This is a genomic window from Cupriavidus sp. 05L310 (assembly GCF_056398185.1).
In genome coordinates, this window is sequence record NZ_JBFTOX010000048.1 from 23,834 (window position 1) to 49,594 (window position 25,761).

The window sequence follows — 25,761 nt, forward strand, 5'->3', positions numbered from 1 at the left end:
TGTCTCCTGCATTCTTGTTTGTTTTGATGGCAGCATCGAGCCGGCCGTAGCCGGCGTGTCAGGCCGCGCTGGCCTGGGGCTTTGCAATCAGCGCGTCCACCGCGACGACGCCGTCCGCGCTGCAGATGAGCGGATTGACATCGAACTCCGCGATCACCGTGCGTTGGTCGGCGGCAAACTCCGAGAGCCGGACGATGGCGTTGGCGAGCCCATCGATATCGACCGGCGGGGCGCCGCGGAAGCCCTGCAACAACGGATAGCCGCGCAGCTGTTCGAGCAGGCGGTGTGCCTGCTGCGTGGAGCACGGCGCCATGGTGGTGACCGTGTCCTGCATCAGTTCCACCAGGACGCCGCCCATGCCGACCACAAGGAGCGGGCCGAGTTGCGGATCCACCTGCGCGCCGACCAGGATCTCCACGCCGGCCGGGACCTGCCTTTGCACCAGCACGCCTTTGATGGCGGCCTCGCCCGCCACCTTACGCGCGTTCGCCATGATCTCGCGGTATGCCGTCACCACGGCGTCGGCATCGCGCACACCGATGCGGATCACGCCTGCCTCGGACTTGTGCGGGATGTCCGCGCTTTCGACCTTGAGGACCACGGGATAGCCGCAGGCCGACGCCGCCTCGATCGCTGATGCCTCGCTTGTCGCCAGGTGTTCGCCAACCACCGGTACCCCATACAAGGCCAGCACGTCCTTCGATTGCCGCTCGGTCAGTACCCTGGCCGGCGTGGCCTCGATCATCCCGCGCGCATCGCGAATCACGGATTCGTGTGTCAGGCGGGGCGGCCGTTCCTCGTTGCGCTGCGCCAGCCATTGCTCGCGGGCGTGCCAGGCTGCCAGCGCGGCGAAGCAGTCCGACGCCGAGCGGAACAAAGCGAGCCTGGGAAGGTTCTCGGCCATCGCGGCATTTGGCCCTTCCAGCCATTCCGACAGCCACAGCCCGCAGGCCATCTTGTCGTGCCTCGCCGCCAGGTCGTTGAACAGTTGCAGCCGCCTGACATTGGGCTCGCCCGTGACCGGCAAGGGCAACACCACCGCGCCATAGGCCGGGTCGCTGAACATGGCTTCGCCGCATTCGACAAAGGAGGTGAAGTTGTTGGCTGCCTCCGCGGTGACGTCGCACGGGTTGCGGGCCGCGCCGAAATCCGGGATGCAGCGCTCCAGCACGGCACGTGTTTGTTCGGCGGGTTGGGGCAGGGCCACGTGATGGTGTTCGGCTTCGTCCGCCGCGATGATGCCTGCCCCGCCGGAGATGGACACGATCGCGGTGCCGGCGGCGCTGGGCCGTGGCGCCTTGGCGAAGAACGCGGTCGTGGGAATCAGTTGTTCGAGCGTTTCGACCTGCACCACGCCCGCGTGGCGGAACGCCGCGGCATAGGCGCTGTTGGAGCCTGCCATCGAGCCTGTGTGCGACAGTGCCGCCTCGGCCCCCAGTTTGCCGCGGGCCGTCTTGTAGACCACCAGCGTCTTGCCGGCGTCGGCGCAGGCTTGCGCCGCCTGGACGATGCGGTTTGCGTCGGACAGTCCCTCGAAGATGCAGGCAATCGCGGCGCAGTGCGGATCGCCGGCGAGAAAGGAGATCTGGTCCGCCACGTCGATGTCCCCCGCATTACCGCAGGAAAACACATGGCTGAAAGCCGTACCGTGGTGGACGGCCTCCTGCATGGCGAAGGCGAGCGCGCCGGACTGGCTCACCACGCCGATCGCATGCGCCGGCAGCGGTGTCGTGCGCGGCGCCAGGTCGGCAAAGGAGACGATGGCGTTGTCGACGTAGCTGGCGTAGCCAATGCAGTTCGGTCCGAGCAGCCGTACGCCGCTCTCGCGCGCCAGCCGGATCAGCCTGAGCTGCTCTTCGACGTGTTCGGACTTGCCCGTCTCGGCGTACCCGGAGGCGAACACCACCACGCCGCCGACGCCAAGCGCGCCGCACTGGCGCACGATCGGCTCGACCGTGTCGCGTGCCGTTGCGATCAGGACGCAGTCCGGGGTCTCGGGCAGGTCGGCCAGCGAGGGATAGCAGACTTGCTCCCCGATACGGTCGTACTTCGGATTGACGAACATCCTTTGCCCGCCGAAGCCGCGCAGGTTACCCATGGCGCGGCCGGCGAAGGCGCGTTCGTTGGGCGTCGCGCCGACGATCGCGATGCTGCGGGGATGAAATATGCGCCGCAGATCGGCATGGGTGTACAGCGTGCGTGAAGCCATCGATTTTTCCATGTTCAGAAGGACTCCGGAAGGCCATCGCGCCCGGCAAGGCGGCCGGCGCGGCAGCAGTTCGTTATTGCGCGCCAGCGCGCCGGTGTTCCGGCCACAGCACCTTGACCGCTTCGCCGTCGATGCGGTGGGTGTGGCAGCTGTCGACCAGCGACGGCCGTGGCATCGGGCTCTGCCCGTCGGCAGGCCGGCGGCCGCCGCGCTCGGTGCGCTGCATCGCAAAGAGGCTCTGCATGGCGGTAGTGGCGAGTACGCTGACCAGCTCCGTCAGGTGCGTGCAACCTTGCACGCCGCCCAGACGCGCCTTGACCTCGCGTTTGAAGCCCGGGCCGATCCGCATGCCGCGCAGTGCCGCGTAGGCCGTCTCGATCTCGGGACAAAACTTGGTCGGACCGCTCTCGATGCGCGCCGTCGCAGCCTGGATGACCAGATCGCGGTCCACCGTCAGCACGATGCGCATGTCATGGATAGGCGTGCCCGGCGGCACCGTCTTGAAAATAAGGTCGGTGCCATCCGGACTGATGTCCTGCAACTGTCCTTCGATATCGAACAGTCCATCGCTGCGCGCAAAGCCGGAGGTGGCGATGTGGCGGTAGTGCAGCGGTTTTCTCCAGGCCGGAGTCGATGTGGATTGACTCATGAGTGCTTCGCCCCATATTGGTTGGAATCCGTTGGCGTCCTCCCTTGCCATCCGCGGCCAGGGAGGACGCACGCTGACAGGCACTGGCGTGCCAGGCGGTTCAGGGCAGGCGGCGCATGATCGATTCCGCGACGCAAACCGGCTTGTCCAGGCCCTGGCACTCGACCGTCATCTCGACCTTCATCTGCGCGCCGCCACCGGCAAGCGGATCCCAGGCCAGCAGCTTGAAATGCGCGCGAACGAGGCTGCCGACCCGCACGGGGGCGGGAAAGCGGACCTTGTCGAGCCCATAGTTCACCCCGGTGCGGGCGTCCAGGATCTTGTAGGCGGTCGCGGTAAGGACCGGCAGCAGGCTCAGCGTCAGGAATCCGTGGGCGATGGGGCCGCCAAACGGGCCGCCCTTGGCGCGTTCCGGGTCCACGTGGATCCACTGGTGATCGCCGGTCGCATCGGCAAACAGATTGATGCGCTCCTGCTCCACGGCAAACCAGTCGCTGATGCCGATGCACTCGCCGATGCGGCCTGCGAGATCCGTGATCTTTTCATAGGTCTTCATGTTTATTGTTCCTCCGGCGTCAGCGACGCCTGCAATGCCGCCGCACAGGCAGCTTCGTGCCGGTCGGCGCTGCCGAACAGGAAGTCGGCGACGACGGCACGTTTGTAGTAATGGCCCACGGCGTATTCCTCGGTCATGCCGATGCCGCCGTGCAACTGGATGGCCTGGCCGCACACGGCCTTGGCGGCACGCCCGATCAATGCCTTCGCCTGGGACAAGGCGCACTGGCGCGCGGCATCGTCGTCGTTGGCGAGGGACGCGAGCAGGGCGTACAGCATCGAGCGGGAGACTTCCATCTCCGTCGCCATGTCCGCGATACGGTGCTGCAATGACTGGAAGGTGCCGATGGGCACGCCGAACTGCTTGCGGATCTTCAGGTAATCCGCGGTGAGCTCGATGGCCTTTTCCATGACGCCGACCAGCTCGGCGCACAACGCAGCGGTGGCGTGTTCCAGGCCATGCCGGAGCGCGGCCGCACCGTTGCCAGGCTCGCCGAGCACGGCGGCCGGGCCCACCTGGACGCCGTCGAAGACCAGTTCCGCCGCGTGGCTGCCATCGTGCAGCCGCATTCCGCGCACGACGAGGCCCGGGCTGTCCGCGTCCACGAGGAACAGGGTCGTCCCGGCATGTCCCGCCAGCGATGCCGACACGATAAAGGTGTCCGCCACGGTGCCGCCCAGCACCAGCGTCTTGGTACCATGCAGCGCATAGCCGTCGGCGCACAGCTCGGCGCGCAGCGCAACCGGCTCTGGAAAACCGCCCGATTGCGCTTCGCTGTACGCCAGGGCGAACCGGCGCGTGCCCTCCGCCACTAGCGGCATCAGCCGGGCCAGTTGCGCGGGGCGGGCGGCCGCCACCAGCGTCTGGGCAGCGAGCACGGCGCAGCCGATATAGGGCTCCACCACCAGCCCCCGGCCCACCTCGTGGCAGATCAGCGTGGTATCGATGACCGTTCCGCCAAGGCCATCGTGGTCTTCCGGCAAGGCAGCCGCCAGCCAGCCATTGCCGGCAAAGGTGCGCCAGTGGGCCTCGCTGCAGCCGGTGCCGCCCTTGAGCAGCTCGGTGCGCTGTTCGAAGCTGTAACTCCTTTCGACGAAGCGGCGCACGCTGTCCTGCAGGAGTTGCTGCTCGGAATGCAAATTGAAGTTCATGATCGCTCGGTTCTTAGAGTTGGAACAGCGTCTTGGCGATAATGCCGCGCTGGACCTCGCTGGTGCCGCCGTAGATGGTCGAGGCCCGGCGGAAGAACATCTCATTGGCCAGTCCGCGCCCGGGCCACTGCGCCGGCATGCGCGCGCCGTCCGCTTCTTCCTGCGCGCTTGGGAAGGCCACCGCGCCATAGTCGCCGAGCGACTCCACCACGAAGGTGCTCATCCTCTGCTGCAGCTCGGTGCCGCGCACCTTGAGCATCGAGCCCATCGCGTGGGCGCCCGGGCTGTGATCCTGCTCCAGGGTGGCGACGCGCTGGACCATCATCGCAATGGCGCTCACTTCCGCCTCGAAGCGCGCCAGCTGCAAGGCGAACTCGTGCCGGCTCCCCAGCGTGCGCGTGCCGGCGCGCTGGCTGCCCGCGAGCTGCCTGAGCTGCGTCAGGTAGCGCCGCAGGGTCGGCAGATCCGCCGCCGACGCGTGTTCGTTGTTGAGCAGGAACTTGGTGATCTTCCAGCCTTCGCCTTCCTCTCCGATGCGATTCGCGACGGGCACGCGCACGTTGTCGAAGAAGGTTTCATTGAGGTGGTGGCGGTCGTCGATGCTGCGGATCGGCCGCACCGTGATGCCGGGTGTCTTCATGTCGGCCAGCAGGAAGGTGATGCCAGCCTGCTTTTTCACCTCGGTATTGGTCCGCACCAGCACGAAGATCCAGTCGGCCCGGTGGGCATAGCTGGTCCAGATCTTCTGGCCGTTGATCACATAGTCATCGCCATCGCGCTCCGCGCGGGTGCGCAGCGACGCCAGGTCCGAGCCCGAGCCGGGCTCGGAGAATCCCTGGCACCAGGTGCGATCCGCATTGAAGATCGGCGGCAGGTGCTCGGCCTTCTGCGTCGGTGTGGCGAATTCGTTCAACACCGGCCCGATCAGTTTCTGCGCGGCGCCATCCTGCGACGGTGCGCCGGCGGCCATGCACTCCTCGTCGAAGGCCAGCCGCTGCAGCACCGACCATCCGGTGCCGCCGTGCTCCTTGGCCCAGTAGGGCGCGCCCCAGCCCTTCTGGTTCAAAATGCGCTGCCAGCGCACCAGGTCCGCGTTGGGCGAGCGTGTGCCGCTGCGTACGGGCGCCACCAGGTCGGCCGGCAAGTGATCGCGCAGGAAATCGCGCACCTCCTGCCGGAACGACGCGAGGCCCGGATCGGGTTGAAAATCCATTTCGGTTCCTTCTCATCTGAAATCCATCGCGAAGGCGCATGAACCAGCGCCTTCGCCCGCCGCGCGGCGCGCGGCTCTTCACACCACTCAGACGTGCAGGATGGTGGCGACCGCAGCCGCCCCATCCAGGCCTATCTGGCCGCCGCCGTTCTCGGCCAGGGCGAGCCTGGCATTGTCACGTTGGCGCGGACCGGCTTCGCCACGCAGTTGCTGCGTCAGTTCGACCAGTTGCGCGACGCCGGTGGCGCCGATCGGATGGCCCTTGCTCAGCAGGCCGCCGCTCGGGTTGACGGAGATCTTGCCGTTCAACCCGGTTGCGCCGCTGCGCAGCATGCCAAGGCCATCGCCGGGACGGCACAGCCCCAGGCTTTCGTAGTACATCAGCTCTGAGGGCGCGGAGGCGTCGTGCACTTCCGCCACATGGATGTCGAGCGGATCGACGCCGGCCTGCTCATACACTCCGTACGTCGCGCGCACCGCGCAATGCGCGAGGCTGGCGTCGGGCGTGCCCGAAACCAGTACCGAGCCGCCCACCCAGACCGGGCGCGCGGTGGTCATGCGCTTGAGGTAATCGGGCGAGCACAGCACGACGGCGCAGGCGCCGTCGCCGATCGACGAGCACATCTGCAGGGTCAGCGGGTCGCTGATCATGCGGCTTGCCAGGACCTCTTCGACCGTCGTTTCGGTCCTGAACTGGGCGTAGGGATTGAGCGAGGCGGCCTTGCGGCTCTTGACGACGATCTGCGCGATATCCGCAGCGGTGGCGCCGGTCTCGGCCATATACTTGCGCGTCTTCTCGGCGTAGATGTCCATGAAGATCGAGCCGCTGCCCGATCCGACATGGGCCGGCTTTTCTTCCTCGAGGTCGACCGCCTTGGCCAGCGCGCCGAAGGAAACGCGCTTGTCCTCGTGCGTCATCCGTTCCGCGCCCACCACCAGGGCCACCTGGGCCTGGCCGCTGCGCACCGCGTTCCACGCGAGATGGAAGGCCGTGCTGCCGGTTGCGCAGGCGTTCTCCACATTGAATACCGGCTTTCCCATCAGGCCGGTGAAGCGCAGCGCGGCCTGGCCGCGGATCATTTCCTGGCCGGTGATAAGGCCGGCCACGGCGTTGCCGAAATACACCTGGTCGACGTCCTGCGCCTGCAGGCCGGCGTCGTCAAGCGCGGCCTTGACCGCGCTTGTCGCCAGCATCCGTACCGTCTGGTCGGGGAACTTGCCGAAGCGGGTCATGCCGACGCCGACGATTGCACAAGTCTTTTTCAATTGGATTCTCCACTAAGTGAAACGAAGGTCGTCAGAAGATGTGCCGCATCCCGAGGGTGACGGCGAACTGGCTGTTCTTGCCGGCGCCGAGGTAGTAGCCGGTGCCCAGGCCGCCCACCGAGGTGTCGAAATTCAGGCCGGCGTTCTTCGAGTAGGCGGTGGCGAGATACAGGCTGGTGCGCTTGGTGAAGAAGTACTTCGTCGTGAACATCACCTGCCACGGGTTCTTGATGTCGCCGAGCATGGCCCCGTTCACCGGATTGGTGACCTGCCGCACGTCGTCGTAGTAATAGGCTAGCGTGGATTCAAGTTGCGGCGTGAAGGCGTAGGTGCCGCCGACCCAGTAGTAGTTGTCGCGCAGGGTCTCGACGCCTGCCGGATTCTGGCTGCGGCCCCAGCGGTAGCCCGCCACCAGGCGCACCGGGCCTGACGCATATTTGCCCGCCACCGCGGCGCGTTTCGCCTTGCCCGGGGGGCCGCCGGCCGTCGTGGCGGCGTCGACCTCATCGTAGGCGACGCCGACGCCGAACGCGCCGGCCGCGTAGCTTGCCGCCGCGCCATAGGCAGCACCCGAACGGAAATTCCCCGGCACTTCGCCTGCCGTTGCGGGCACGGTGGTATCGACGCCAAACGACCAGTGCGCGGCGACTTCAAGCGGACCGAAGTTGGCGCCGTACTTGACGACGTTGTCCTCCCGGTAGTACCGGCCCAGGTACGCCACCACCGGCTCGTACTGAGGCTGGTAGAAGCCGGCCTGGTAGTTGGCCAGTACGTCGAAGATGGAGGTGTACTGGCGGCCGAAGGTCAATTTGCCATACGGGCTGTCGAAGCCGACGTAGGCCTGCCGTCCGAACAGCCGGCCGCTGTTGGCCATCTTGCCGTCATCCGAACTGAAGCCGCTTTCCAGCACAAATACGCCCTTGAGCCCGTTGCCGAGATCCTCCACGCCGCGCAAGCCCCAGCGCGACCCGCCGATGCCGCCGGTCAGCATGGCGACGCGATGCGCCGCCGGGCCCGCCGGTATGGTCGCACCGGTGCTCGACTGGTTGTTGACGTACTCGATGTTGGTATCGATCAGGCCGTAGAGGGTCACGGACTGCGCGCTTGCCGTTCCGGCAAGCGCCGCGCCGGCTGCCAGCAGGGCAACCCGGGCGCACTGCATGTGTTTGGTCAGCTTCATGAATGTCTCCATTTCTATTTTTGTATTCGCCGCGCCTGACGCTGGTTTGGGTCGGGCTCTGGATCACTGCATGCCGATGCCGGCCGCGACACGGTGCACCCGCATCGCGGCCGGCGCTCAAAGGGGGTCAGACCGGATCCCACGGAAAAACGTCACGCGACAGTTCCAGCGGATAGAAGGAACCCTGCAGCATGGGAATGGCGCGCTCGATGCACGACTGCACGGTCCAGCCTTCGCTGGCATGCGCGGTGCGGATCGGGCGCGGTTGCGAGAACAGGTAGATTTCGTTGTTGCGCACGCCAAAGACCTGCCCGGTGATCTGCTTGCCCTGGTTGCTCAGCAGCGCCAGCGTGAATGGCGCGATCTTGCCGGCTTCCAGCGTCATGTTGATCTTCATGCGTTCCGCGGCCTCCGGCGTGTTGGTCGGGATGCTGCCGACCATGCGCGTGAAGGCGAACGGCGCGATGCAGTTCGAGCGGACATTGAACTTCTGCATATCCACGGCGATGGACTTGGACAGGCCGACGATGCCCAGCTTGGCGGCGGCGTAGTTGGCCTGGCCGAAGTTGCCGATCAGGCCCGATGTCGAGGTCATGTGCACGAAGGCGCCGCCTTCCTGCGCCTTGAAGTGCGGCGCCACCGCGCGCGACACGTTCCAGCTGCCCTTGAGGTGCACGCGTACCACCGCGTCGAATTCTTCCTCGCTCATCTTGTGGAAGATGACGTCGCGCAGGTTGCCGGCATTGTTGACCACGGCATCGACGCGCCCGTACAGGTCGAGTGCCTGCTGGGCGATCTTCTGCGCCGAACTCCATTCCGCCACGCTGTCGGTGTTGGCGCTGGCCTCGCCGCCCGCTGCCTTGATCAGGTCGACGGTCTCCTGGGCCGGGCCGGCGCTGCCGCCGGAGCCGTCCATGTTGACGCCGAGATCGTTGACGATCACGCGGGCCCCCTGGCGCGCCGCCTCCAGAGCGATGCCGCGACCGACGCCCGCACCGGCGCCGGTGACGATGATGACTTTCCCTTGAAGCAAACTCATGGTTGAAACTCCTCCAAAAACGAACAAGAAATGGACTGGCCGGCTTTAATGGTTCAGGCCCAGGATGCTCACCGCCGCAATGCCCTGGTAAGGCACGCCGCCCAGGTTGTGCGTCAGGCCCGTGGTGGGATTGGCGAGCTGGCGCTCGCCGGCCCGGTCTTGCAGCTGGTTGTAGATTTCGTAGGCCATGCGCAGGCCGGAGGCCGCGATCGGATGGCCGAAGCATTTCAGGCCGCCATCGACCTGGCACGGCACGCCGTTGCCATCGCGGTCGTAGAAGCCGTCGAGCACGTCGTGCACCGCGCGGCCCGGTTCGGAGATGAACAGGTCTTCCATCGTGACCAGCTCGGTGATCGAGAAGCAGTCGTGCACTTCAATCAGCGACAACTGCTTGCGCGGATCGGTGATGCCGGCTTCCGCGTAGGCGCGCTGGGTGGCCATGCGGGTATTGCGTACGTGGCTGCCATCCCAGGCGTTGGTGGTGGACTCGATGCCCGAGCTGATGCTGAGCTGGATCGCCTTGATGGTGACCATGTCCTTGCGGCCGAGCGCGCGGGCGATCTCCGGCGTGGTGACGATGGCTGCCGCCGCGCCGTCGCTGACGCCGCAGCAGTCGAACAGGCCGAGCGGGTCGGCGATCATCGGCGCGGCCAGGATCTGCTCCATCGACACCGGCTTGCGCAGGTGCGCCTTCGGGCTGAGCGCGCCGTTCTGGTGGCTCTTCCAGGAAACCCGTGCCAGCGCGCGCTTCAGGTCTTCCTTTGAAATGCCATGCTTTGTGCGATAGCCGTCGGCCAGCTGCGCGAAGCCCGCGGGCGCCGATCCCAGCGGCAGCCACAGGTCGTTCATGGTGCCCTTGTACGAGAACGGCAGGCCGCCATAGCCGGTGTCCTTCAGCTTCTCCGCGCCGATCGCCAGGGCGATATCGACGGCGCCGGAGGCAACAGCGTAGGCCGCGCCCCGCAGGGCCTCGGTGCCCGTGGCACACATGTTCTCGGTGCGGGTGAACGGAATGCCGTCGAGCCGCAGCGCCAGCGAAGCGGGAATGGCGGAGTTGCCGATGTTCACCGCGTCCAGGCAGGAGCCGAACCAAGCTGCCTCGATTTCCTTGCGCCCGATGCCGGCATCGAGCAGCGCTTCGTCGAAGGCCTCGGCCAGCAGCTCGTGGGTACCCACGTCCCAGCGCTCGCCGAAGCGCGAGCAGCCCATGCCGATGATGGCGACCTTGTCCTTGATACCGTTTGCCATGATGTTGATTCCCCTTATGCCGACACCGGCGTGGCTTTCCAGAAATAGCGCGGATAGTTGCGCGCCTTGTCGACGTCCTTGATGCGGAACGCCATCCGCAGCGGTGTGCCGACGTCCAGTCCCTGCGGCCCGACATCGACGATTTCCATCAGTACCCGCGCATCGTTGTCGAACTGCACAAAGCCGACGTAGAGGGGCGGCGAGGGGTGATAGGACAGCCAGTCCGCGGTACTGGTCAACACCTTGGCCGGCACGTCGTACAGGTGCGCGCGTGTGAATCCGGCCGCCGGCGCGTTGCAACCTGCCTTGACGCAATAGGCCAGCTGCGGGAACTGCAGCGTGCCGCAATGAGGGCACTTGCCGGCGACAAAGCTGGCGAGCTGGTGCGCGCAGCGGTACTGCTCGGTGAAGGCGGTCTTGACCGGCTTCTCGGCGCGCATGCCCCATTCCAGGTCGATGGAGCCGCCATACGACAGCATGCGCAGGTAGGCGTCGTGGATCTGGCCGTCGGCGATGGCGCAGGCCACGCCGCGGCGCGGCCTGAATCCGAGAATGGCTTCGGTCACGCGCAGCACCAGCACGTCGCAGCCCTGGCCGAAGCCGGCGACCACGATCACCTGGCCTGGCTGCGCGCGCTCCAGCACATCGGCCAGCATCAGGCAGGCGTGCGCCGCGCCGGCATAGCCACAATGCTCGTCCAGGTGTGCGCTGACGGCTTCAGGCGCGAAGCCGCAACGCTTGGCCACCATCGCGGCAGCACCCTTCAGGGCCGATGCCAGGATGAAATGGCTGACGCCCGCGGGCGCGACGTTGGCGTCGGCCAGTGCCTGGGCCACGGTGCCCGGCACGACCTTGCCGTAGCCCTCGTCGCGGATCCAGCGCTCCTCCCAGTAGTAGTCGTACTTCCCGTCGGCGGCGCGGAAGTGGTCCACGAACAGGTTGGTGCAGCTGGCGCTGCCAATCAGGCTGGCCAGGATGTCCTCGCTGCCCAGCGTGAACGCCGCGGCGCCGGCGCCATAGGTCAGCTCTTGCGTGCTGGCAGGCTTGCCGGCAGGGTTGTCGCTCGCGACGAACAGCGCCTTGCCGTCCGCGGCGCGCAGCTGCGCCAGCAAGCCGGACACCCCGGCGCGCTGCGACAGGCCGACGTCCTGCGTGCGGACATTGGCCGGCAGGTCGAGCGCGCCCGCCACGATGCTGGCGCTCTGCAGGTCGCCGAAGGCGGGCCGCGTGGTGGCCAGCGCGAGCGCGGAAAAGTCGTGGCGAGGGCGGTGGTCCAGCGCGTCGCGCGCGGCTTCCACCGCCATGGTCACGCTGTCCTCGTCCCAGTTGCAGAAAGCGCGGTGGCCTTTGGCCAGCGCGGCATTGCCGGGCGCCATCCAGCGGTGAGCCGCGGCGATGGCGGCGCGCTGCATGCGCAGGCGGGGCACATAACCGCCGTATCCGGTGATTCCGTAAGGTGTCGTCGTCTTGGTCATGATGTCGGTGCTGTGGTTGCGGCGCTTGGTGAGTCCCGTTGAGGGTCGCAATTCCTGTGGTCTGGCGTTAGCTGCAAGTAAGCTGGCAAATCAGCGGGCAAATGGCAGCAAGAGCGTGTCGCCCCGCACGACTGCCTGGTGCAGCGAAGCGAGGCTGGCCATGCCGCCTGGCGAGGCGGGCATGGCACGGTCCGCCATGCGCGCGAAGCCCCGATGGCTGAGGGTCGTGGCGCCCGGCTGGCCCGGGCCATCCGGCGCATGCAGCAGCACGGCCGGGTCCGGTCCGCTCGCCACCATGGGCACCGGCCCGATACCTGCGGCCAATGCATCCGCGAAATCGTGCACGACGGCAGGCCGAGCCTTGCCGGGCGCCTTGCCTTGCGCGCTGCCGGAAAGGCCGGACGGCGCCGGGCACGCGGCGACAATGCAGCCACGCAGTCCGCCCTCGCCGAGCAGGGTCGTCACGGCGGCCCGGGCTTCCTGCGCGGCGATGGCAACCCGCGCGCCGGTATCGCTGGCGCAGCGGGCCATGGCCACCGGCGTCATGGCCGGGTTCATCGCCACGACCACGGCATCGCAGCGCAATACGGCATACCAGGCGACCGCGAGCTGCGGGCCGTCCCGCATCGCCAGCAGCACGGGGTCGCCGCGCCGCACCGCAAGGTGCTGCTGCAGATAGCCGGCCAGGCACAGGGCGGCGCGGTGCAGGTCGCCATAGGTGATGCGTTGGCCCTGGTATGCAATCGCGCAGCTGTCGTGGTCGCGCTGCGCGCGGGCCTCGAGGTATCCGAAGAGGTGGCAGTCCCGCGCGCCGGACGCATCGTCGGCGCCGGCGGACGATGCCGCCGGGAAGCAGGAGAGGACGGACATGTCGTTCGCCAGAGTCATCGGGCCGGATCCCGTGATCACTCGGGCTGGATGCCGGCGAGGTTGATCAACCGCTTCCACATCTTCTGGTCCTCGACGACGCTCTTGCCAAGCTCGGGACCGGTGGCCGGGAAGGCCAGGCTGCCGCGCTCCGCATAGTGGGTCTTGGCTTCCGGCGAGCTGACGAATTCGAGGCTCAGGCGCGCCAGCTTGTCGATGATCGGCTGCGGCGTGCCGGCCGGCGCAAACAGGCCGGTCCAGCTCACCATCTGCACGCCCTGCACGCCGGCTTCGGCCAGGGTGGGCGTGTCGGGCAACAGGGCCATGCGGCTCGGGCTCATGACCGCCAGCGCGCGCAGCTTGCGGGCCTGGACTTGCGGCACCGCGGACGCGATATCGGTAAGGCCGTAGTCCATGGTGCCGCCCATCAGGTCGGTCATCATGTTGGCCATGCCCTTGTATGGGACGTTGACCGCCTTGATGCCGGCGGCCTCGTTGAAGGCGGCGACCGCGACCTGGGAGGGCGCGCTGGCCGTGCCGTAGTTCAACTTGCCGGGCTTGGCGCGCGCGCCGGCTATCAGTTCGGCCACGTTGTGATAGGGCGAGCTGGCGGGCACCACGATGGCCACCGGCAGCATCGACAAGCGCGCGATGGGCGCGAAATCCTTGCGGGCATCGTAGGGCAGGTGCTTGAACAGGTTCGGGTTGGCCGCCATGGTACCGGAGGTGGCCAGCAACAGCGTGTAGCCGTCCGGCGCTGCCTTGGCCACGAACTCGCCGGCCATGATCATGTTGGCGCCGGGGCGGTTGTCCACCACGAAGCTCTGCCCGAGCTTCTCTGCCAGGTACTTCGCCAGCAGGCGCGTATAGGCGTCAGCGCCGGTGCCTGCGCTGGAGACGGACACCACCCGCACCATCCGCTCGGGGTAGTGCTGCGCGGTGGCCGGGACAGCCAGTGCCAGCAGGGAGCAGAATGCCGCGATGCGTCGACGGGCGAGTGAGGTGAAGGGGGTCATGCGGGTCTCCTGTCATTCGTTGTTTTGTGGATAGGCGCTGCGGGCAGCGCCGGAACCGGTTCCCGTATCCAGCATGGCGGGGACGACTCTTTCGGCGGAGTCACCGTGTTCTCGTGTTGGCTGAATGATTGCCGTGCCAGGGGGGGAGGGCACTCCCCGGGCCGGGGGGGCGGCGCGTGCGGGGCGCCGTTCGGGTGGCGAGGGTGTTTCGTATGAAACGGCAAGGCGGCCAGGTTTGCACGACGCCGGCAGGCTTGCCGTGCGTCAGGGATGGTGTCGCGGATTCACAGCTGGTGTGCTGCCGGCCGCGCGTGAGACGCGCGGATCCCGCAACCGCGGGCCGCCGGCCTGGCGCTTATGTGCGCTGCGCGGGTGGTTGTGTGCCGGCCAGGTCGCGCAGGCGCGCGGCGGCACCGCCACGCCCGGTCACGCCGAGCTTGGCGTAGATGTTCTTCAGATGCCACTTCACCGTCTCCGGCGACAGGTTCAGCACCAGCGCGATCTTCTTGTTCGGCATGGCTTGCGCAACCAGGCTAAGTATCTCGTGCTCGCGCTCGCTGAGTGCTTGAGAGGCTGAGGCCGGCATGCCCTTGCGGGGGCCAGCATCGTGGGGCGCGGCGGCGGCGGCCGATTGCAGGCGCTGCGCATAGAAGGTCAGCACGGGATCCAGCGCTTGCGTGTCGAGGAGCGCGCCGAGAACCCGGGGCAGGTCGCTGGAAACATCGAGCAGGGTGCGCACCAGGCCGAGCCGGTGGCCGATCCGCAGTGCCTGGCGCAAGTGCGGCAGCGCCGCCTGCGCGTTGCCGAGCTGCTGCCGGGCGATGCCCAATTGCAGCCACAATGTGGCGACCCGCACCTGCTGGCCACGTTGCTCGCAGGCGCGGATATAGGGCTCTATGCGGGCCACGGCGCCGGCGAAATCATGGACGTAGAGGCACATCTCGATGCGGGCGCGCTCCACGCCGTAGGTGACGCGCAGGGATTTTCCGGCGTGGCGGGCGCCAAGCGCCTCGAGACGTTGCAGCACGGCACCGGCCTGCTCCATCTGGCCCTGGTCCAGGTGGTGCCGCAAGCGCAGCCCGAGCGCGCTCACCAGCAGCCTGTCCAGCCCGAAACGCACGGCATAGGTCTCGAGCCGGTCCAGGCAGGTACCCGCCTCCGCGCGGCGGCCCGTCAGCCATTGCGCCTCCGACAGCACCAGCAGCGCGCGCATCACGGTGTCGGGCAGCGAGACGCGCTCCAGCACGTCAATGCGCGGCTCCAGCAGCCGCAGCGCCCCCTCGAAATCGTTCAGCTCGTATAGCGTATCCGCAAGCAGCCCGGCGGCCATGCACGACAGGCCCGCATAGGGGGCGCCGCGCTCGTCGGCCTCGCGCAGCACCTCGCGCACGATCCGCTCGGCCGGGACGATGCTACCTTCCAGCGTCAGGCTCATGGCGCTGATGCAGCGGCCCAGCAGGCGGCTGCGCGGCGCGCCGGGGCGCTCGCCGGTGTCATCGAGCACCGCTCGCGCGCGATCGTACTGGCCACGGTAGACGTAAGCCCACGCCAGGATGTTGCTGCGGCCGGTCCAGGCAAAATCGCTGGCATCGCGAGGAATGTCGCGCACGGCCTCGAGCAGGGCGTACACCGTATCGGTATCGTCCTGCTGCAGCGCCAGGCCGCAGCGCAGCAGGGTGATGGCGTAGCGCTGGCCAGCGTCAAGCATGGCGTGCTGCGATTCCATCCGTGCCAGGCTTTCCCGCAAGGCGTCGAACTTCCGCGTGTACAACTGCAGGTAAGCCGAGGCGACAAGAATGCCGAAGCGCGCCTGCACCTGCTCGGCCGGCAGCCGGCGCAGCAGGCTGGCCAGCTGGCCGAGCTCGCCCCCGGACAGCAGCTCGTAGGCGCAGGTCTCCACCATGGCGGCGGCCGCGCCCGCGTCGCCCGCGAGCACGGCGTGGCGCACGGCATCGTCGATATGTCCGCGCTCGCCAAACCAGTGCCATGCGTCCACGTGGAGCGCGCGTCGCGCATCGTCGGACCACCCTGCCACGCGCGTCAGCAAGACCTCTCGCAGCAGCGGATGCAGGCGATACCAGGTTTCCCGGTCGTGGCTGCCGATCTGCGTGATGAACAGGTTATCGTTCTCCAGCCGCGCCAGCCGGGCCTCCATCTGTGCGGCGTATTGAGGCTGTCCCAGCACGCTGGCGCACAGTGGGGCGCAGATGCGGTTGCAAACGGCCATGCGCGTCAGCATGTCCAGGTCGTCGGGCGCCAGGCGCACCAGCACTTCCTGCTCGAAATAGCTGGCGAATGTCCGCGCGTCGCGCACCTGGACGAGCGGGTAGGTGCCGCCCCCCCGAGCCCGCAGGTCCACGGCAAACAGCTGCAGGCCCGCAACCCAGCCGTCGGTGAGCGCGTGCAGGGCGGCCGCGTCGCGCTTGCCGATGCCCCCCAGGCGTTCGCACAGGAATTGCTCCGATTCGTCGGCGGTAAAGCGAAGGTCGCGCATGTCGACCTCAGTGAGCTTGCCTTGCGAGCGCAAGCGCTCCAGCGAGAGCGGCAACGCGCTGCGGGAGCTGAGCGCCAGGTGCACATGCGCGGGCACATAGTCCAGCAGCCACTGCAACGCCTGGTAGATACGCGCGTCGTCGATATGGTGCAGGTCGTCGAGCATCACCACGATTTCGCGCCGATACCGGGCAAGGCCCTGCACCAGGCTGATGACCCAATGCTCGATGGCGGCAGCGTCAGTGTCGCGCCCGATCAGCAAGGCGGTTTCCCGCACAATGGCGGGATCCACTTCGCCGATGCTGGCCAGCAGGCAATCGAAGAAGCGGCCCGGTTCGTTGTCCTCCACCGCCAGGGAAAGCCAGGTGACGTCGTAGTCCAGCGCCAGCAGCGACCTGCGCCAGGCCAGCAGGGTACTGGTCTTGCCACTGCCGGCCTGGCCCTGGACGACGACGCAGCGCTGGCGCCGCGCTTCCTGCAGGCGCGCCATCAATGCCTCGCGCGGAATCAGGTTGCGGGCCACGCGGGGCGGCATCACCTTGGTGCTGGCAATGGGCTCCACGGCGCTGCCCGATGCTGGCATGTCCGTGGCTTCTGCTGTCGAATGGCTCCGTGAGGCGTGTTCCTGCTCCGCGGAATCTGCGAGATGTGTTGCGTCGTCACCGGAACTTAAGGCCTGCGCGAAAGCCGCGGCCGGCTTGAGCTCCTGAGCGGGCATCCAGATATACGGCCTGCCGTCGCCGCGCGGAAGGTGCGCGTCGATTGCCTCCAGCAATAGCGGCATGGAGGGCACTCCGGGCCGCCGCGGTTGCGCGGCGGTGGCGCGGAAAAAGCGCTGCAGCATCCGCAGCCATGATGCAGGGTTCGGCGCGAAGTGGGCTTCGATACGAGGGTGCCGTGCCAGCCACTTCAGCACGGCCGCGTGCTGATGCGTCGCGTAGTTGTCGGCGATCAGGTGAAGGCGCGCGCCGGCCGGCGTGCTGCGCTCGAGCTTGCGCAGGAAGGCAAGCCACTCGCTTTCGCGCTGCCGCGTCTGCATTGCCGTCCGGGTCCGCGTCGGGGTCTGCATGTCCTCCTGCATCCCCTTGAGCGCGGCCAGCAAGCGCGCGACGCTGGCAGGCCGGCCGCTGTGCGCGGCCTCTTCGGCCGGTGCTGGCATGGTCTCGCCGCCGGCATGGATCGCCAGGGCATGTTCGGACGGCGCCATATACAGGCCAACGATTTCCAGAGGCTCGCCGGCCAGGCCGAGGTCGGCGGCGACGCCGGGTTTCTGCGCGGCGGGCGGCGCCAGGCCGGCCGCCCGCCAGTGCCGCGAGATGCTTGCGGCACTCACCCCCAGCTGTTCGGCCAGCTTGCGGGTGCTCCAGGGGGCGGGTGAATCCGGCCGGCCCTGGGTGGTCAGCGCTACCAGCCGCGCGATGTCGACCTTTACCGGGGGCGCGCCGCGCGGAAGGCTGGCCTCGATGCCCGCGAGCCGCAGCTTCGCATAGCGCTCGCGCCAGCGCGAAACCTGCACTCGGCCCACGCCGAGCCGTTCGGCGATGTCCTTGTTCTGCATGCCCGCCGCGGCCAGCAGCACCATGTGTGCGCGCTGTGCAAGGCGGGTGGCGCCGCCGTCGGCATCCCGCAATTGTTCCAGTGCGGCGCGCTCGGCGTCGGTGAGAACAATGTCAGGGGCTACTCGCATTCACGCACTCCATCGGGCTTGCCGCGTTCCGAAAATCGAAGCGCAGTAGAACATAACTTCCGTTTTGCGTGCAACTCTCCGTAACCATGATAGCCGCGGAACCGGCGAGGCGGCCGGGTGCCTCCGTCCGGCCCACCCCGAACGAGTAGTGCCAGGGGCGGGGCGGACGATTAGATTGATCCTGCCGAAAGATCAACATCGACATCGACATCGACATCGACATCGACATCGACGTCGAGACGGATACCCGTACATATTCCTGGAGACACACATGAGTTTTTCGCAAGCAGTGGTCGGCTCGGTTGGCTGGCTGACCTTGACCCGTCCCGACAAGCTGAACAGCCTGACCCGCGAGATGGTCGAGGGTATGACGGCGCAGTTGCAGGCCTGGCGCGACGATCCCGCCGTGCGCGTCGCGGTGCTCACGGGTACCGGGCGCGCCTTCTGCGCCGGGGCCGACCTCAAGCAAGGCGCGGCGCCGCCCGCACCTGGCGAAAAGGACTCACTCGACATCATCGTGGCTTTTTTCGACACGCTGCGTGCATTTCCCAAGCCCGTGATCGCGGCAGTCAACGGCCTGGCGCTGGCCGGCGGGCTGGAAGTGGTGCTGGCCTGCGACATCGTCCTGGCTGCCGAAAGCGCACGGCTGGGTGATGCGCACTCCAACTATGGCGTATTTCCCGGCGGCGGCGGTGCGGCGATCCTGCCGCGCAAGGTGCCGGACAACGTGGCCCGCTACCTGCTGTTTACCGGTGACTCGCTGAGCGCGGCCGAGATGAAGGGCTATGGCCTGGTCAACGAAGTCCTTGCCGATGCCGAACTGTGCGATCGCGCGCAGGCGCTGGGCGACAAGCTGGCCCGGAAGAGCCCGCTGGTGCTTGCGCGAATGAAGCGCGTGGCGGCACAGGCCACCGACAAGACCACGGCGGATGCGCTGCGCCAGGAGGTGCTGGAGCTGCGCGATCACAAGCGCTCGTACGACATCCAGGAAGGCCTGCGCGCCTTTGCCGAGAAGCGCGAGCCTCAGTTCCGGGGCTATTGATCGCATCGCGCGCATCGCGCCAATCCCGAATGCATTGCCGGCTTCGCCGCCGCGCCTAACCTAAAGCCAAGAGTATCGACCATGACATATCAACTTCCCACCGAAGACCAGACCCTGGCGGTCGAGAGCTTCCGCAAGTTCCTGCAGGCCGAGATCAAGCCCGTCGTCAAGGAGTATCGCGACCGCTTCATCCCCAAGGAAACCATGCGCGAGCTGACCCAGAAGATCGCGCAGTTCGGCTTGCCCGGCTGCACGCTCCCCGTCGAGCATGGCGGCATGGGCTTGTCGTTCACCACGCATTGCATGCTGTTCGAGGAACTGGTTGCCTGTTCGTGCGATATCGCGCTGACCGTGATGATCAACAACGGCATCGCCCGGCGCCTGCTGTCGGCAAAACCGGAGATTCGCGACCGCTACCTGCCGGGCATCCTGGCAGGCAAGCTGTTCGGCTGCGCCGGTATCAGCGAGCCGGACGTCGGCTCCAACGTAGCCGAGATCAAGACCCGCGCGGTGCGCGACGGGGACCACTTCATCATCAACGGTGAGAAGACCTGGATCACAAACGGCTTTTACTCCGACTTCCTGATCTGCACCGTGCGCGGCGAGAACGGGCTCTCGCACATCGTGATCGACCGCGAGGCGCATGGCTACGAGGCGCGCAATATCCAGAAGATCGGGCTGAACTCGCAATCCACCGCGCAGATCTTCATCACCGATGCACGCGTGCCCGCCACCAACCTGATCGACGACGAAGGCGCGGGCCTGAAGAACACCATGAAGATGTTCGAGCACGCTCGCGGCCATGTCGGCATGCTGTCGGTCGGCATCATGCGAGCAGCGCTCGAAGAATCGATCGCCTATGCCAAGGAGCGCAAGCAGTTCGGCAAGATCATCGCCGGCCATCAGCTGATCGCGGCCAAGATCGCGGACATGGCGATGATGCTCGACGCCGCCCGCCTGATGTGCATGCGCGTGTTTGGCATGATGGATGCCGGCGTGCGTTGTGACCTGGAGGCTTCCATGGCCAAGGCATTCGCGACCGAAGCCGCGGTCCAGGTGTGTCGCGACGCCGTCCAGCTGCACGGCGGCAACGGCATCACCAAGGAGTTCAACGTAGAGCGCTATCTGCGCGAAGCCATCATCATCCCGATTCCCGATGGCACCACGGAGATCCAGCGCTTGTTCATCTCGCGCCGGCTGACGGGGATTTCGGCGTTCTGAGAGGGGGAGGCGAGGAAGGCCGGCGCTGGGGGGCGCCGGCTTTTTTCGTTGGGCGTTCATCCGACGGCTATGTTGTCCTCGGCGCAGAAGGCAACCAGCGCTTCGGTAACGCCGAACGTGGGGCTATCCGGATCATGGACCGGCACGGAGAGGCCCAGGTCGATGCCATGGCATCGCGCACGGAACTGGTCATCCCCCCGCAGCACGTGATCGATGAAAGGTGGCCCGGAGGTGGCCGCACCGCGCCACGTCTTGGAATCACTCGGGCTGCAGGCCCGAGACTGCGATCATGCGTTTCCAGATGGCCTGATCGGAAATGACCGTCTTGCCCAGTTCGGCGCTGGTTCCAGGGTTCGGCATGGTGCCATGGGCGGCGTGATGAGCCATGGCGATCGGCGAGGTAGCGAATGCCAGGATCAGCCGTTCCAGATTGCTGACAATCGGCGCTGGCGTGCCCGCCGGCGCGAACAGCCCGACCCAGCTGATCCTTGAAATGGCATCGGCCATCGCGGCGTCCTGCATGCCGGTTTCCGCCAGGGTCGGAACGCCTGGCGCTTGCGGCAGCCGCTTGGCGCTCAGCATGGCAAGCGCGCGCAGTTTGCCGGACTGCAGGTGCGGCAGGATGTAGGAAGCCTCGACGACGCTATAGTCCACGACGCCGCTGATCAGATCGGGCAACAGGCCGGCGGCGGACTTATAGGGAACATTGACCGATTTGATTCCTGCCGCCTCATTGAAGGCCGACACCATCACCCGATAGCCCGTGCTGACGGTGGCGCAGTTGAGCGAGCCCGGCCTCGCACGCCCCGCGGCAACCAGGTCGGCGACGGTCTTGAAGGGCGAGGTACCGGGCACAAGCAACGCCAGCGAAAGCGAAGAGACGCGAGCCAGCGGCACGAAGTCCTTCACCGGGTCGTAGGGCAGGCGCTTGAACAGGAAGGGATTGGCGGACATCGCGCTGGACGCGGCAAGCAGCAGGGTGTAGCCGTCCGGGGCGGCCTTTGCCACGTAATCGGTAGCGATGATCATGTTGGCTCCGGGGCGGTTCTCGACCACCACGCTCTGCCCAAGCGCCTCGCCAAGGTATTTGGCCGGCTGGCGGCTGTAGTCGTCGAGTACCGTGCCTGGGCTCGTGATCGAGACGATCTTGATATACCGCTCTGGATACTTCTGCGCCTGCGCCCTTGCTGGCGACGCCAGGGTCAGTAGCGCGCCGCCGGCGGCGAAGCCCATGATGCGTCTTCGGGTCCGTGAAACCAGGGTGTCCATGCGTTCTCCTCGTGCGTTGTTGTCATGCGTGATGAAAGCTGTGCGCGTGTTGGGGCATCAGCGGGCCGACATCCGGATGGCGCCATCCAGCCGAATGGTCTCGCCATTGAGCATCGCGTTCTCGATGATGTGCATCGCGGTGGCGGCAAATTCCTCAGGCATGCCGAGCCGCGCGGGATGCGGCACCGACGCGGCGAGCGCGGAGCGTACATACTCCGGCGCCTTGGCAAAGAGCGGTGTGTCGAACACGCCGGGGGCGATGGTGCAGACGCGGATCAGCCTGTGCGCGAGGTCGCGCGCCGCCACCAGCGTCATGCCGACCACGCCGGCTTTGGCCGAGGCATACGGCGCCTGGCCGATCTGGCCTTCGTACGCCGCGACCGATGCCGTGAGCACGCATACGCCGCGTTCGCCATCGACGGGCTCATTCAGGGCCATGCGCGCCGCTGCCAGCCTCAGCGCATTGAAGGTACCCACCAGGTTGGTGCGAACGATCGACTCGTACTTCTCCAGCGAGCCCGCACTGCCATCCCTTTCGACCACGCGCACCGGACCTCCCGCGCCTGCGCAATGGATCAGCACACGCAGGGCGCCGAGCGAGGCGGCCGTATCGCAGGCGTGCAACATCTGCGCGGCATCGCAAACGTCCGCCCTGACAAAGCGCGCCAATGGCCCCAGTTCGGCCGCCGCGGCAATGCCATGGGATTCGGACAGGTCGGCTATCACCACGGCAACGCCCCGGCTGACCAGCTCGCGGGCGCACGCGAGGCCAAGCCCCGACGCGCCTCCGGTAACGACAGCAGACAATGCCGCAATCTTCATTGCCTTTGCACCATGTCCTGTTGATCGGGTGACTGCCCGGCGGGCCGATGCTTGTGCACCTGTTGGGGGTGATTCTTCAACGCCTCGATCAGGACGCGGTCCTGCGGCTTCTCCGATGCGGTCTTCGGGATCTGTTCCAGCACCTGTACAAAGGACGGCACGAAATTCGTCTCGAGACGCGCGCGGCAACTGGCAAACAGGTCGTCCACGTTGAAGGCCTTGCCGCGAGCCGGTACCACGGCCGCGACGACATCCTTTTCGCCCGGTGCCCCGGAGGCGGCTTTGACACCATAGACATAGACGTCGTCGACCAGTCCGGATTCCGCGATGGCCTTTTCCACGAATGCCGTATTGATGAAATCTCCGTTGCGCCGGATGCCGTTCCCCTTGCGGTGATCAAAGAACAACCAGCCCTGCGCATCCTCATGCACCATGTCGCCCGTGTGCAACCAGCCATCCGCGCACTTGACCGCGGACGCCTCGGGGTGGTTCACGTAGTCGACCCGATAAGGCTGGCCGTCGGCGTGCCGAAGCAGCAGCTCGCCTGACGCGCCGGCCGGTACATCGTGTCCTTGCTCGTCGACGATGCGGTGGATGAAGTTGGGACTCGGTCTGCCGATGCTCCCGACCGGGCCAGCGTCCACCGGGTTGAAAGCCATGCCGCCCTCCGCCTGGCCGTAGAATTCCAGGATCCGTGCGCCGAAGCGTTGCTCGAACGGGCGCCACAGCGCTGCCGGCATGCCCGCCGAGATGACCAGGCGCACGCGGTGATTGCGATCGCCGGGCCTTGGCGGCTCCGCGTACAGCGCCGCCGGCATGCCACCCAATAACGTGAGGGTGGTGCAACCGTATTGCCGGGCAATGTCCCACAGGCGCGATTTGGTGAAGCGGCGGGAGAACACTGCGTGCAAGCCGCCGCACAGTGCCGCTCCCAGCGTCACGGTCTGGGCGTTGCCGTGGGTCAGCGACAGTCCGGAATAGAGCGTATCCGTGCCGGTGTAGCCGAACCGTTCCAGCACGCTCCTCGCTGACGTGCAGTAGCGGCGATGGGTCAGCACAATCCCCTTGGGATCGCCGGTGGTGCCGGAGGTGAAGAGGATCTCCATGGCGCTGTCTGGTTCTGTCCCGTCATGCGGCAACTCATCCTGGCAAGGCAGGCGCAGGGCGTCCATGCCGAGTGCCGACGCCGGCCACGCAGATGGCTCTGGCCCTTCGTCCGTAGCCAGTACGAACACGTGCCTGAGGTCAGGCAGCGCGCACGGGATCTCTGCAATCTGAGGCAGGGCATAGTCCGCCATGACCAGGGCACAGGCTGCCGAATCGCGGATCATGAAGCGAAGCTTTTCGCCACGGGTTCTTGGATCAATGGGGACGACTACCGTCCCCAGGATCGCCGAAGCGATCAACAGTTCGACGACCTCGGCATGGTTGGCCATCAGCGTGGCGATGATATCGCCCCGGCGGTAGCCCATCGAATGCAAACCATGGGCCATTGCCTGCCCGTTACGCCACAGATCGCCGTAAGTCCGGACCTGATCCGGGCGTACCGATGCGCCCTCGAAGGTCAACGCAACCCGATCGGGATCGTGCTTCGCGTGGTCGCGCACCACGCCCGCGGTGGTGAGATGGGGGGGAACGTGCATGAGACGGGAGACCCTCAAAGAGTGAAATGCAAAGGCGACATTCTCTTTACGCCTTCCCAACGTCAAGCTACCCGCCGCGTGTGGCCTTTCCAGTACTTCTCCCGCACCTGCCTGCGCTGTACCTTGCCGACGACGCTGACCGGCAACTCGGCGACGAAGGTGATCGCCTTGGGTGCCTTGAACCTGCCAATGCTGCTCTTGACGTGCTCGATAAGCACCGCCTCGCTGACCTCGGCGCTTTGCTTGAGCACGACCTCGGCATGCACGGCCTCGCCCCATTGCTCATGCGGAATGCCCACCACGGCCGAGATGGCAACCGCAGGATGCGAATTCAGCGCGGCTTCGACTTCGATGGCGTAGACGTTGAAGCCGCCGGTAATGATCATGTCCTTCTTGCGGTCCACGATGAACAGGAAGCCGTCTTCATCGACATAGCCGAGGTCGCCGGATTTCCAGAAGCCGTCCTCGAATTCGGCCGCCGTTCCCTCCGGATTGTTGAAGTATCCCGGAATGATCCCGCGGCCCCGCAGCCAGATTTCGCCGGTCTGGCCCGGTGGGAGTTCCTTGCCCGCTTCGTCGGCCACCAGCAGTTCGGTGCCCGCTATCACGCGGCCCGCGGAGCCCAGCCGTTCGTCCGTGGCGGTGGCGTGGTCGGCCTTGGTCAGCGCGCTCACGCGCTGGATGCACTCGGTGGAGCCGTATACCTGCACGAAGATATTGCCGAAGCGCTGCTGCAGCTGCCGCAATTTGACCGGGCTCATCGGCGCCGCGCCATAGAAGAGGGTGCTCAGGCTGGACAGGTCGTAGGCCGACGCCTGCGCCATGTCCAGCAGGCGGTAGAGCAGGGTGGGCACCATCATGCCGATGGTGATCTTCTCGGTTTCGACATTGCGGCACCACTGGTCCAGGTCGGGCATGTTCTGCGTGACCGTGCAGCCGCCGCGGAACAGCGTGGGCAGCATGCCCATGCCCGAGCCGTGGCTGATCGGTGCCATATGCATGTAACGGGTGCCGGCGTCCAGCCAGTGCTCGTCCACCGCATAGAACGAATCGCGGTTGGAGAGCCAGTTGTCCATGGTGTACTGCGCGCACTTGCTCTTGCCGGTGGTGCCGCCGGTGAAGCGGTACACCAGGATGTCGCTGGTGGTGTCGCTTTCGATGCCGGGATCCGTATCCTCGACGCCTTCGAGCAGGTCGCCGAAGCAGGACAGGCCGTCGCGCGCGGTTGCGGGCGGGTCCATGCAGACTACCTGGATGCCGCGCTCGCGCAGCATGTCGAAGTAGCGGTCGAGCAGCGCGTTCTCAAGGAATACGACCTTGGGACGGATGAAATCGATCTGCCAGCGGTGCTCGTCGATGGAATCCCGGTAGTTGGTCCAGGCGACGGCGGCCTCGCCCTTGAGCGCGGTCCAGGCGTGCAGCAGCGACAGGTTGTCGTTTTCGAGGATGCACATGTAAATGTCGCCACGGCGCAGCGACAGCCGCTCGCGCATCATGTTGACGACACGATTGGTGTAGCGATGCAGCTCCGCGTGGGTGAAACGCCGGCTACGCTCGATGTTGACCAGCGCCTCGCGGTCGCGATGGAGCATCGCCAGTTGCCCGGTCAAGCGGGCGAAGTTCATCTTCATTCTTGTCTCCGTCATGCAAAGGTGGCGCATGCCTGGCGTAACATGCGCCGAATAGTCTGTTGGCAGTGCCCTGGCCCTTCTGGC

The 25,761-nt window shown here is 66.6% G+C and carries 19 protein-coding genes; 2 read left to right on the top strand and 17 right to left on the bottom strand.

Going from position 1 to position 25,761, the window contains the following annotated elements:
* Positions 1-58: 58 nt before the first annotated feature.
* From AC1DS6_RS29565 to AC1DS6_RS29625, 13 genes are all read right to left on the bottom strand, one after another.
* Positions 59-2,209 carry an acetate--CoA ligase family protein gene (locus tag AC1DS6_RS29565; protein WP_441629539.1) on the bottom strand — a complete coding sequence of 717 codons (2,151 nt, stop codon included), beginning with the start codon at positions 2,207-2,209 and terminating at the stop codon, positions 59-61.
* Positions 2,210-2,282: 73 nt separating this feature from the next.
* Positions 2,283-2,858, bottom strand: a complete 576-nt coding sequence (locus AC1DS6_RS29570) for a DUF2889 domain-containing protein (RefSeq protein WP_441629540.1) — start codon at positions 2,856-2,858, stop codon at positions 2,283-2,285.
* 100 nt (positions 2,859-2,958) lie between these two features.
* Positions 2,959-3,414 carry a MaoC family dehydratase gene (locus tag AC1DS6_RS29575; protein ID WP_441629541.1) on the bottom strand — a complete coding sequence of 152 codons (456 nt, stop codon included), beginning with the start codon at positions 3,412-3,414 and terminating at the stop codon, positions 2,959-2,961.
* A 2-nt stretch (positions 3,415-3,416) separates the two neighbouring features.
* Entirely contained in the window at positions 3,417-4,565 is a 1,149-nt protein-coding gene (locus AC1DS6_RS29580; protein ID WP_441629542.1) for an acyl-CoA dehydrogenase family protein, read from the bottom strand.
* 13 nt (positions 4,566-4,578) lie between these two features.
* Positions 4,579-5,778, bottom strand: a complete 1,200-nt coding sequence (locus AC1DS6_RS29585) for an acyl-CoA dehydrogenase (protein WP_441629543.1) — start codon at positions 5,776-5,778, stop codon at positions 4,579-4,581.
* 87 nt (positions 5,779-5,865) lie between these two features.
* Positions 5,866-7,044, bottom strand: coding sequence for a thiolase family protein (locus AC1DS6_RS29590; RefSeq protein ID WP_441629544.1), 1,179 nt, complete (start codon positions 7,042-7,044; stop codon positions 5,866-5,868).
* 31 nt (positions 7,045-7,075) lie between these two features.
* Entirely contained in the window at positions 7,076-8,224 is a 1,149-nt protein-coding gene (locus tag AC1DS6_RS29595; protein ID WP_441629545.1) for a porin, read from the bottom strand.
* 127 nt (positions 8,225-8,351) lie between these two features.
* Positions 8,352-9,263, bottom strand: coding sequence for an SDR family NAD(P)-dependent oxidoreductase (locus AC1DS6_RS29600; RefSeq protein ID WP_477103716.1), 912 nt, complete (start codon positions 9,261-9,263; stop codon positions 8,352-8,354).
* A gap of 45 nt (positions 9,264-9,308) precedes the next feature.
* On the bottom strand, positions 9,309-10,511 hold the full coding sequence (locus tag AC1DS6_RS29605) for an acetyl-CoA acetyltransferase (RefSeq protein ID WP_441629547.1): 1,203 nt from the start codon (positions 10,509-10,511) through the stop codon (positions 9,309-9,311).
* A gap of 14 nt (positions 10,512-10,525) precedes the next feature.
* Positions 10,526-11,986, bottom strand: a complete 1,461-nt coding sequence (locus AC1DS6_RS29610; protein WP_441629548.1) for a 3-oxoacyl-[acyl-carrier-protein] synthase III C-terminal domain-containing protein — start codon at positions 11,984-11,986, stop codon at positions 10,526-10,528.
* 90 nt (positions 11,987-12,076) lie between these two features.
* Positions 12,077-12,856, bottom strand: coding sequence for an AMP-binding protein (locus tag AC1DS6_RS29615; RefSeq protein ID WP_441629549.1), 780 nt, complete (start codon positions 12,854-12,856; stop codon positions 12,077-12,079).
* 35 nt (positions 12,857-12,891) lie between these two features.
* Positions 12,892-13,869, bottom strand: a complete 978-nt coding sequence (locus tag AC1DS6_RS29620; RefSeq protein WP_441629550.1) for a Bug family tripartite tricarboxylate transporter substrate binding protein — start codon at positions 13,867-13,869, stop codon at positions 12,892-12,894.
* A 355-nt stretch (positions 13,870-14,224) separates the two neighbouring features.
* Complete coding sequence (locus tag AC1DS6_RS29625; RefSeq protein WP_477103717.1) at positions 14,225-18,049, bottom strand: LuxR C-terminal-related transcriptional regulator; 3,825 nt, start codon at positions 18,047-18,049, stop codon at positions 14,225-14,227.
* Between the two features lie 271 nt (positions 18,050-18,320).
* On the opposite strand from AC1DS6_RS29625, the gene AC1DS6_RS29630 reads away from it, so the two are divergent.
* Positions 18,321-19,091: an enoyl-CoA hydratase/isomerase family protein gene (locus AC1DS6_RS29630; RefSeq protein WP_477103718.1), complete on the top strand. Its 771-nt coding sequence runs from the start codon at positions 18,321-18,323 to the stop codon at positions 19,089-19,091.
* Positions 19,092-19,172: 81 nt separating this feature from the next.
* Entirely contained in the window at positions 19,173-20,312 is a 1,140-nt protein-coding gene (locus AC1DS6_RS29635) for an acyl-CoA dehydrogenase family protein (protein WP_441629553.1), read from the top strand.
* Positions 20,313-20,570: 258 nt separating this feature from the next.
* On the opposite strand, the gene AC1DS6_RS29640 is transcribed toward AC1DS6_RS29635, so the two are convergent.
* The 4 genes from AC1DS6_RS29640 to AC1DS6_RS29655 all read right to left on the bottom strand — a co-directional run bounded on the left by AC1DS6_RS29640 (position 20,571) and on the right by AC1DS6_RS29655 (position 25,677).
* Complete coding sequence (locus AC1DS6_RS29640; protein WP_441629554.1) at positions 20,571-21,581, bottom strand: Bug family tripartite tricarboxylate transporter substrate binding protein; 1,011 nt, start codon at positions 21,579-21,581, stop codon at positions 20,571-20,573.
* A 57-nt stretch (positions 21,582-21,638) separates the two neighbouring features.
* Positions 21,639-22,403, bottom strand: coding sequence for an SDR family NAD(P)-dependent oxidoreductase (locus AC1DS6_RS29645; RefSeq protein WP_477103719.1), 765 nt, complete (start codon positions 22,401-22,403; stop codon positions 21,639-21,641).
* Complete coding sequence (locus AC1DS6_RS29650; protein ID WP_441629556.1) at positions 22,400-24,046, bottom strand: AMP-binding protein; 1,647 nt, start codon at positions 24,044-24,046, stop codon at positions 22,400-22,402. Before AC1DS6_RS29650 ends, AC1DS6_RS29645 begins: the two co-directional genes overlap by 4 nt.
* A gap of 62 nt (positions 24,047-24,108) precedes the next feature.
* Complete coding sequence (locus AC1DS6_RS29655) at positions 24,109-25,677, bottom strand: class I adenylate-forming enzyme family protein (protein ID WP_441629557.1); 1,569 nt, start codon at positions 25,675-25,677, stop codon at positions 24,109-24,111.
* Positions 25,678-25,761: the final 84 nt, after the last annotated feature.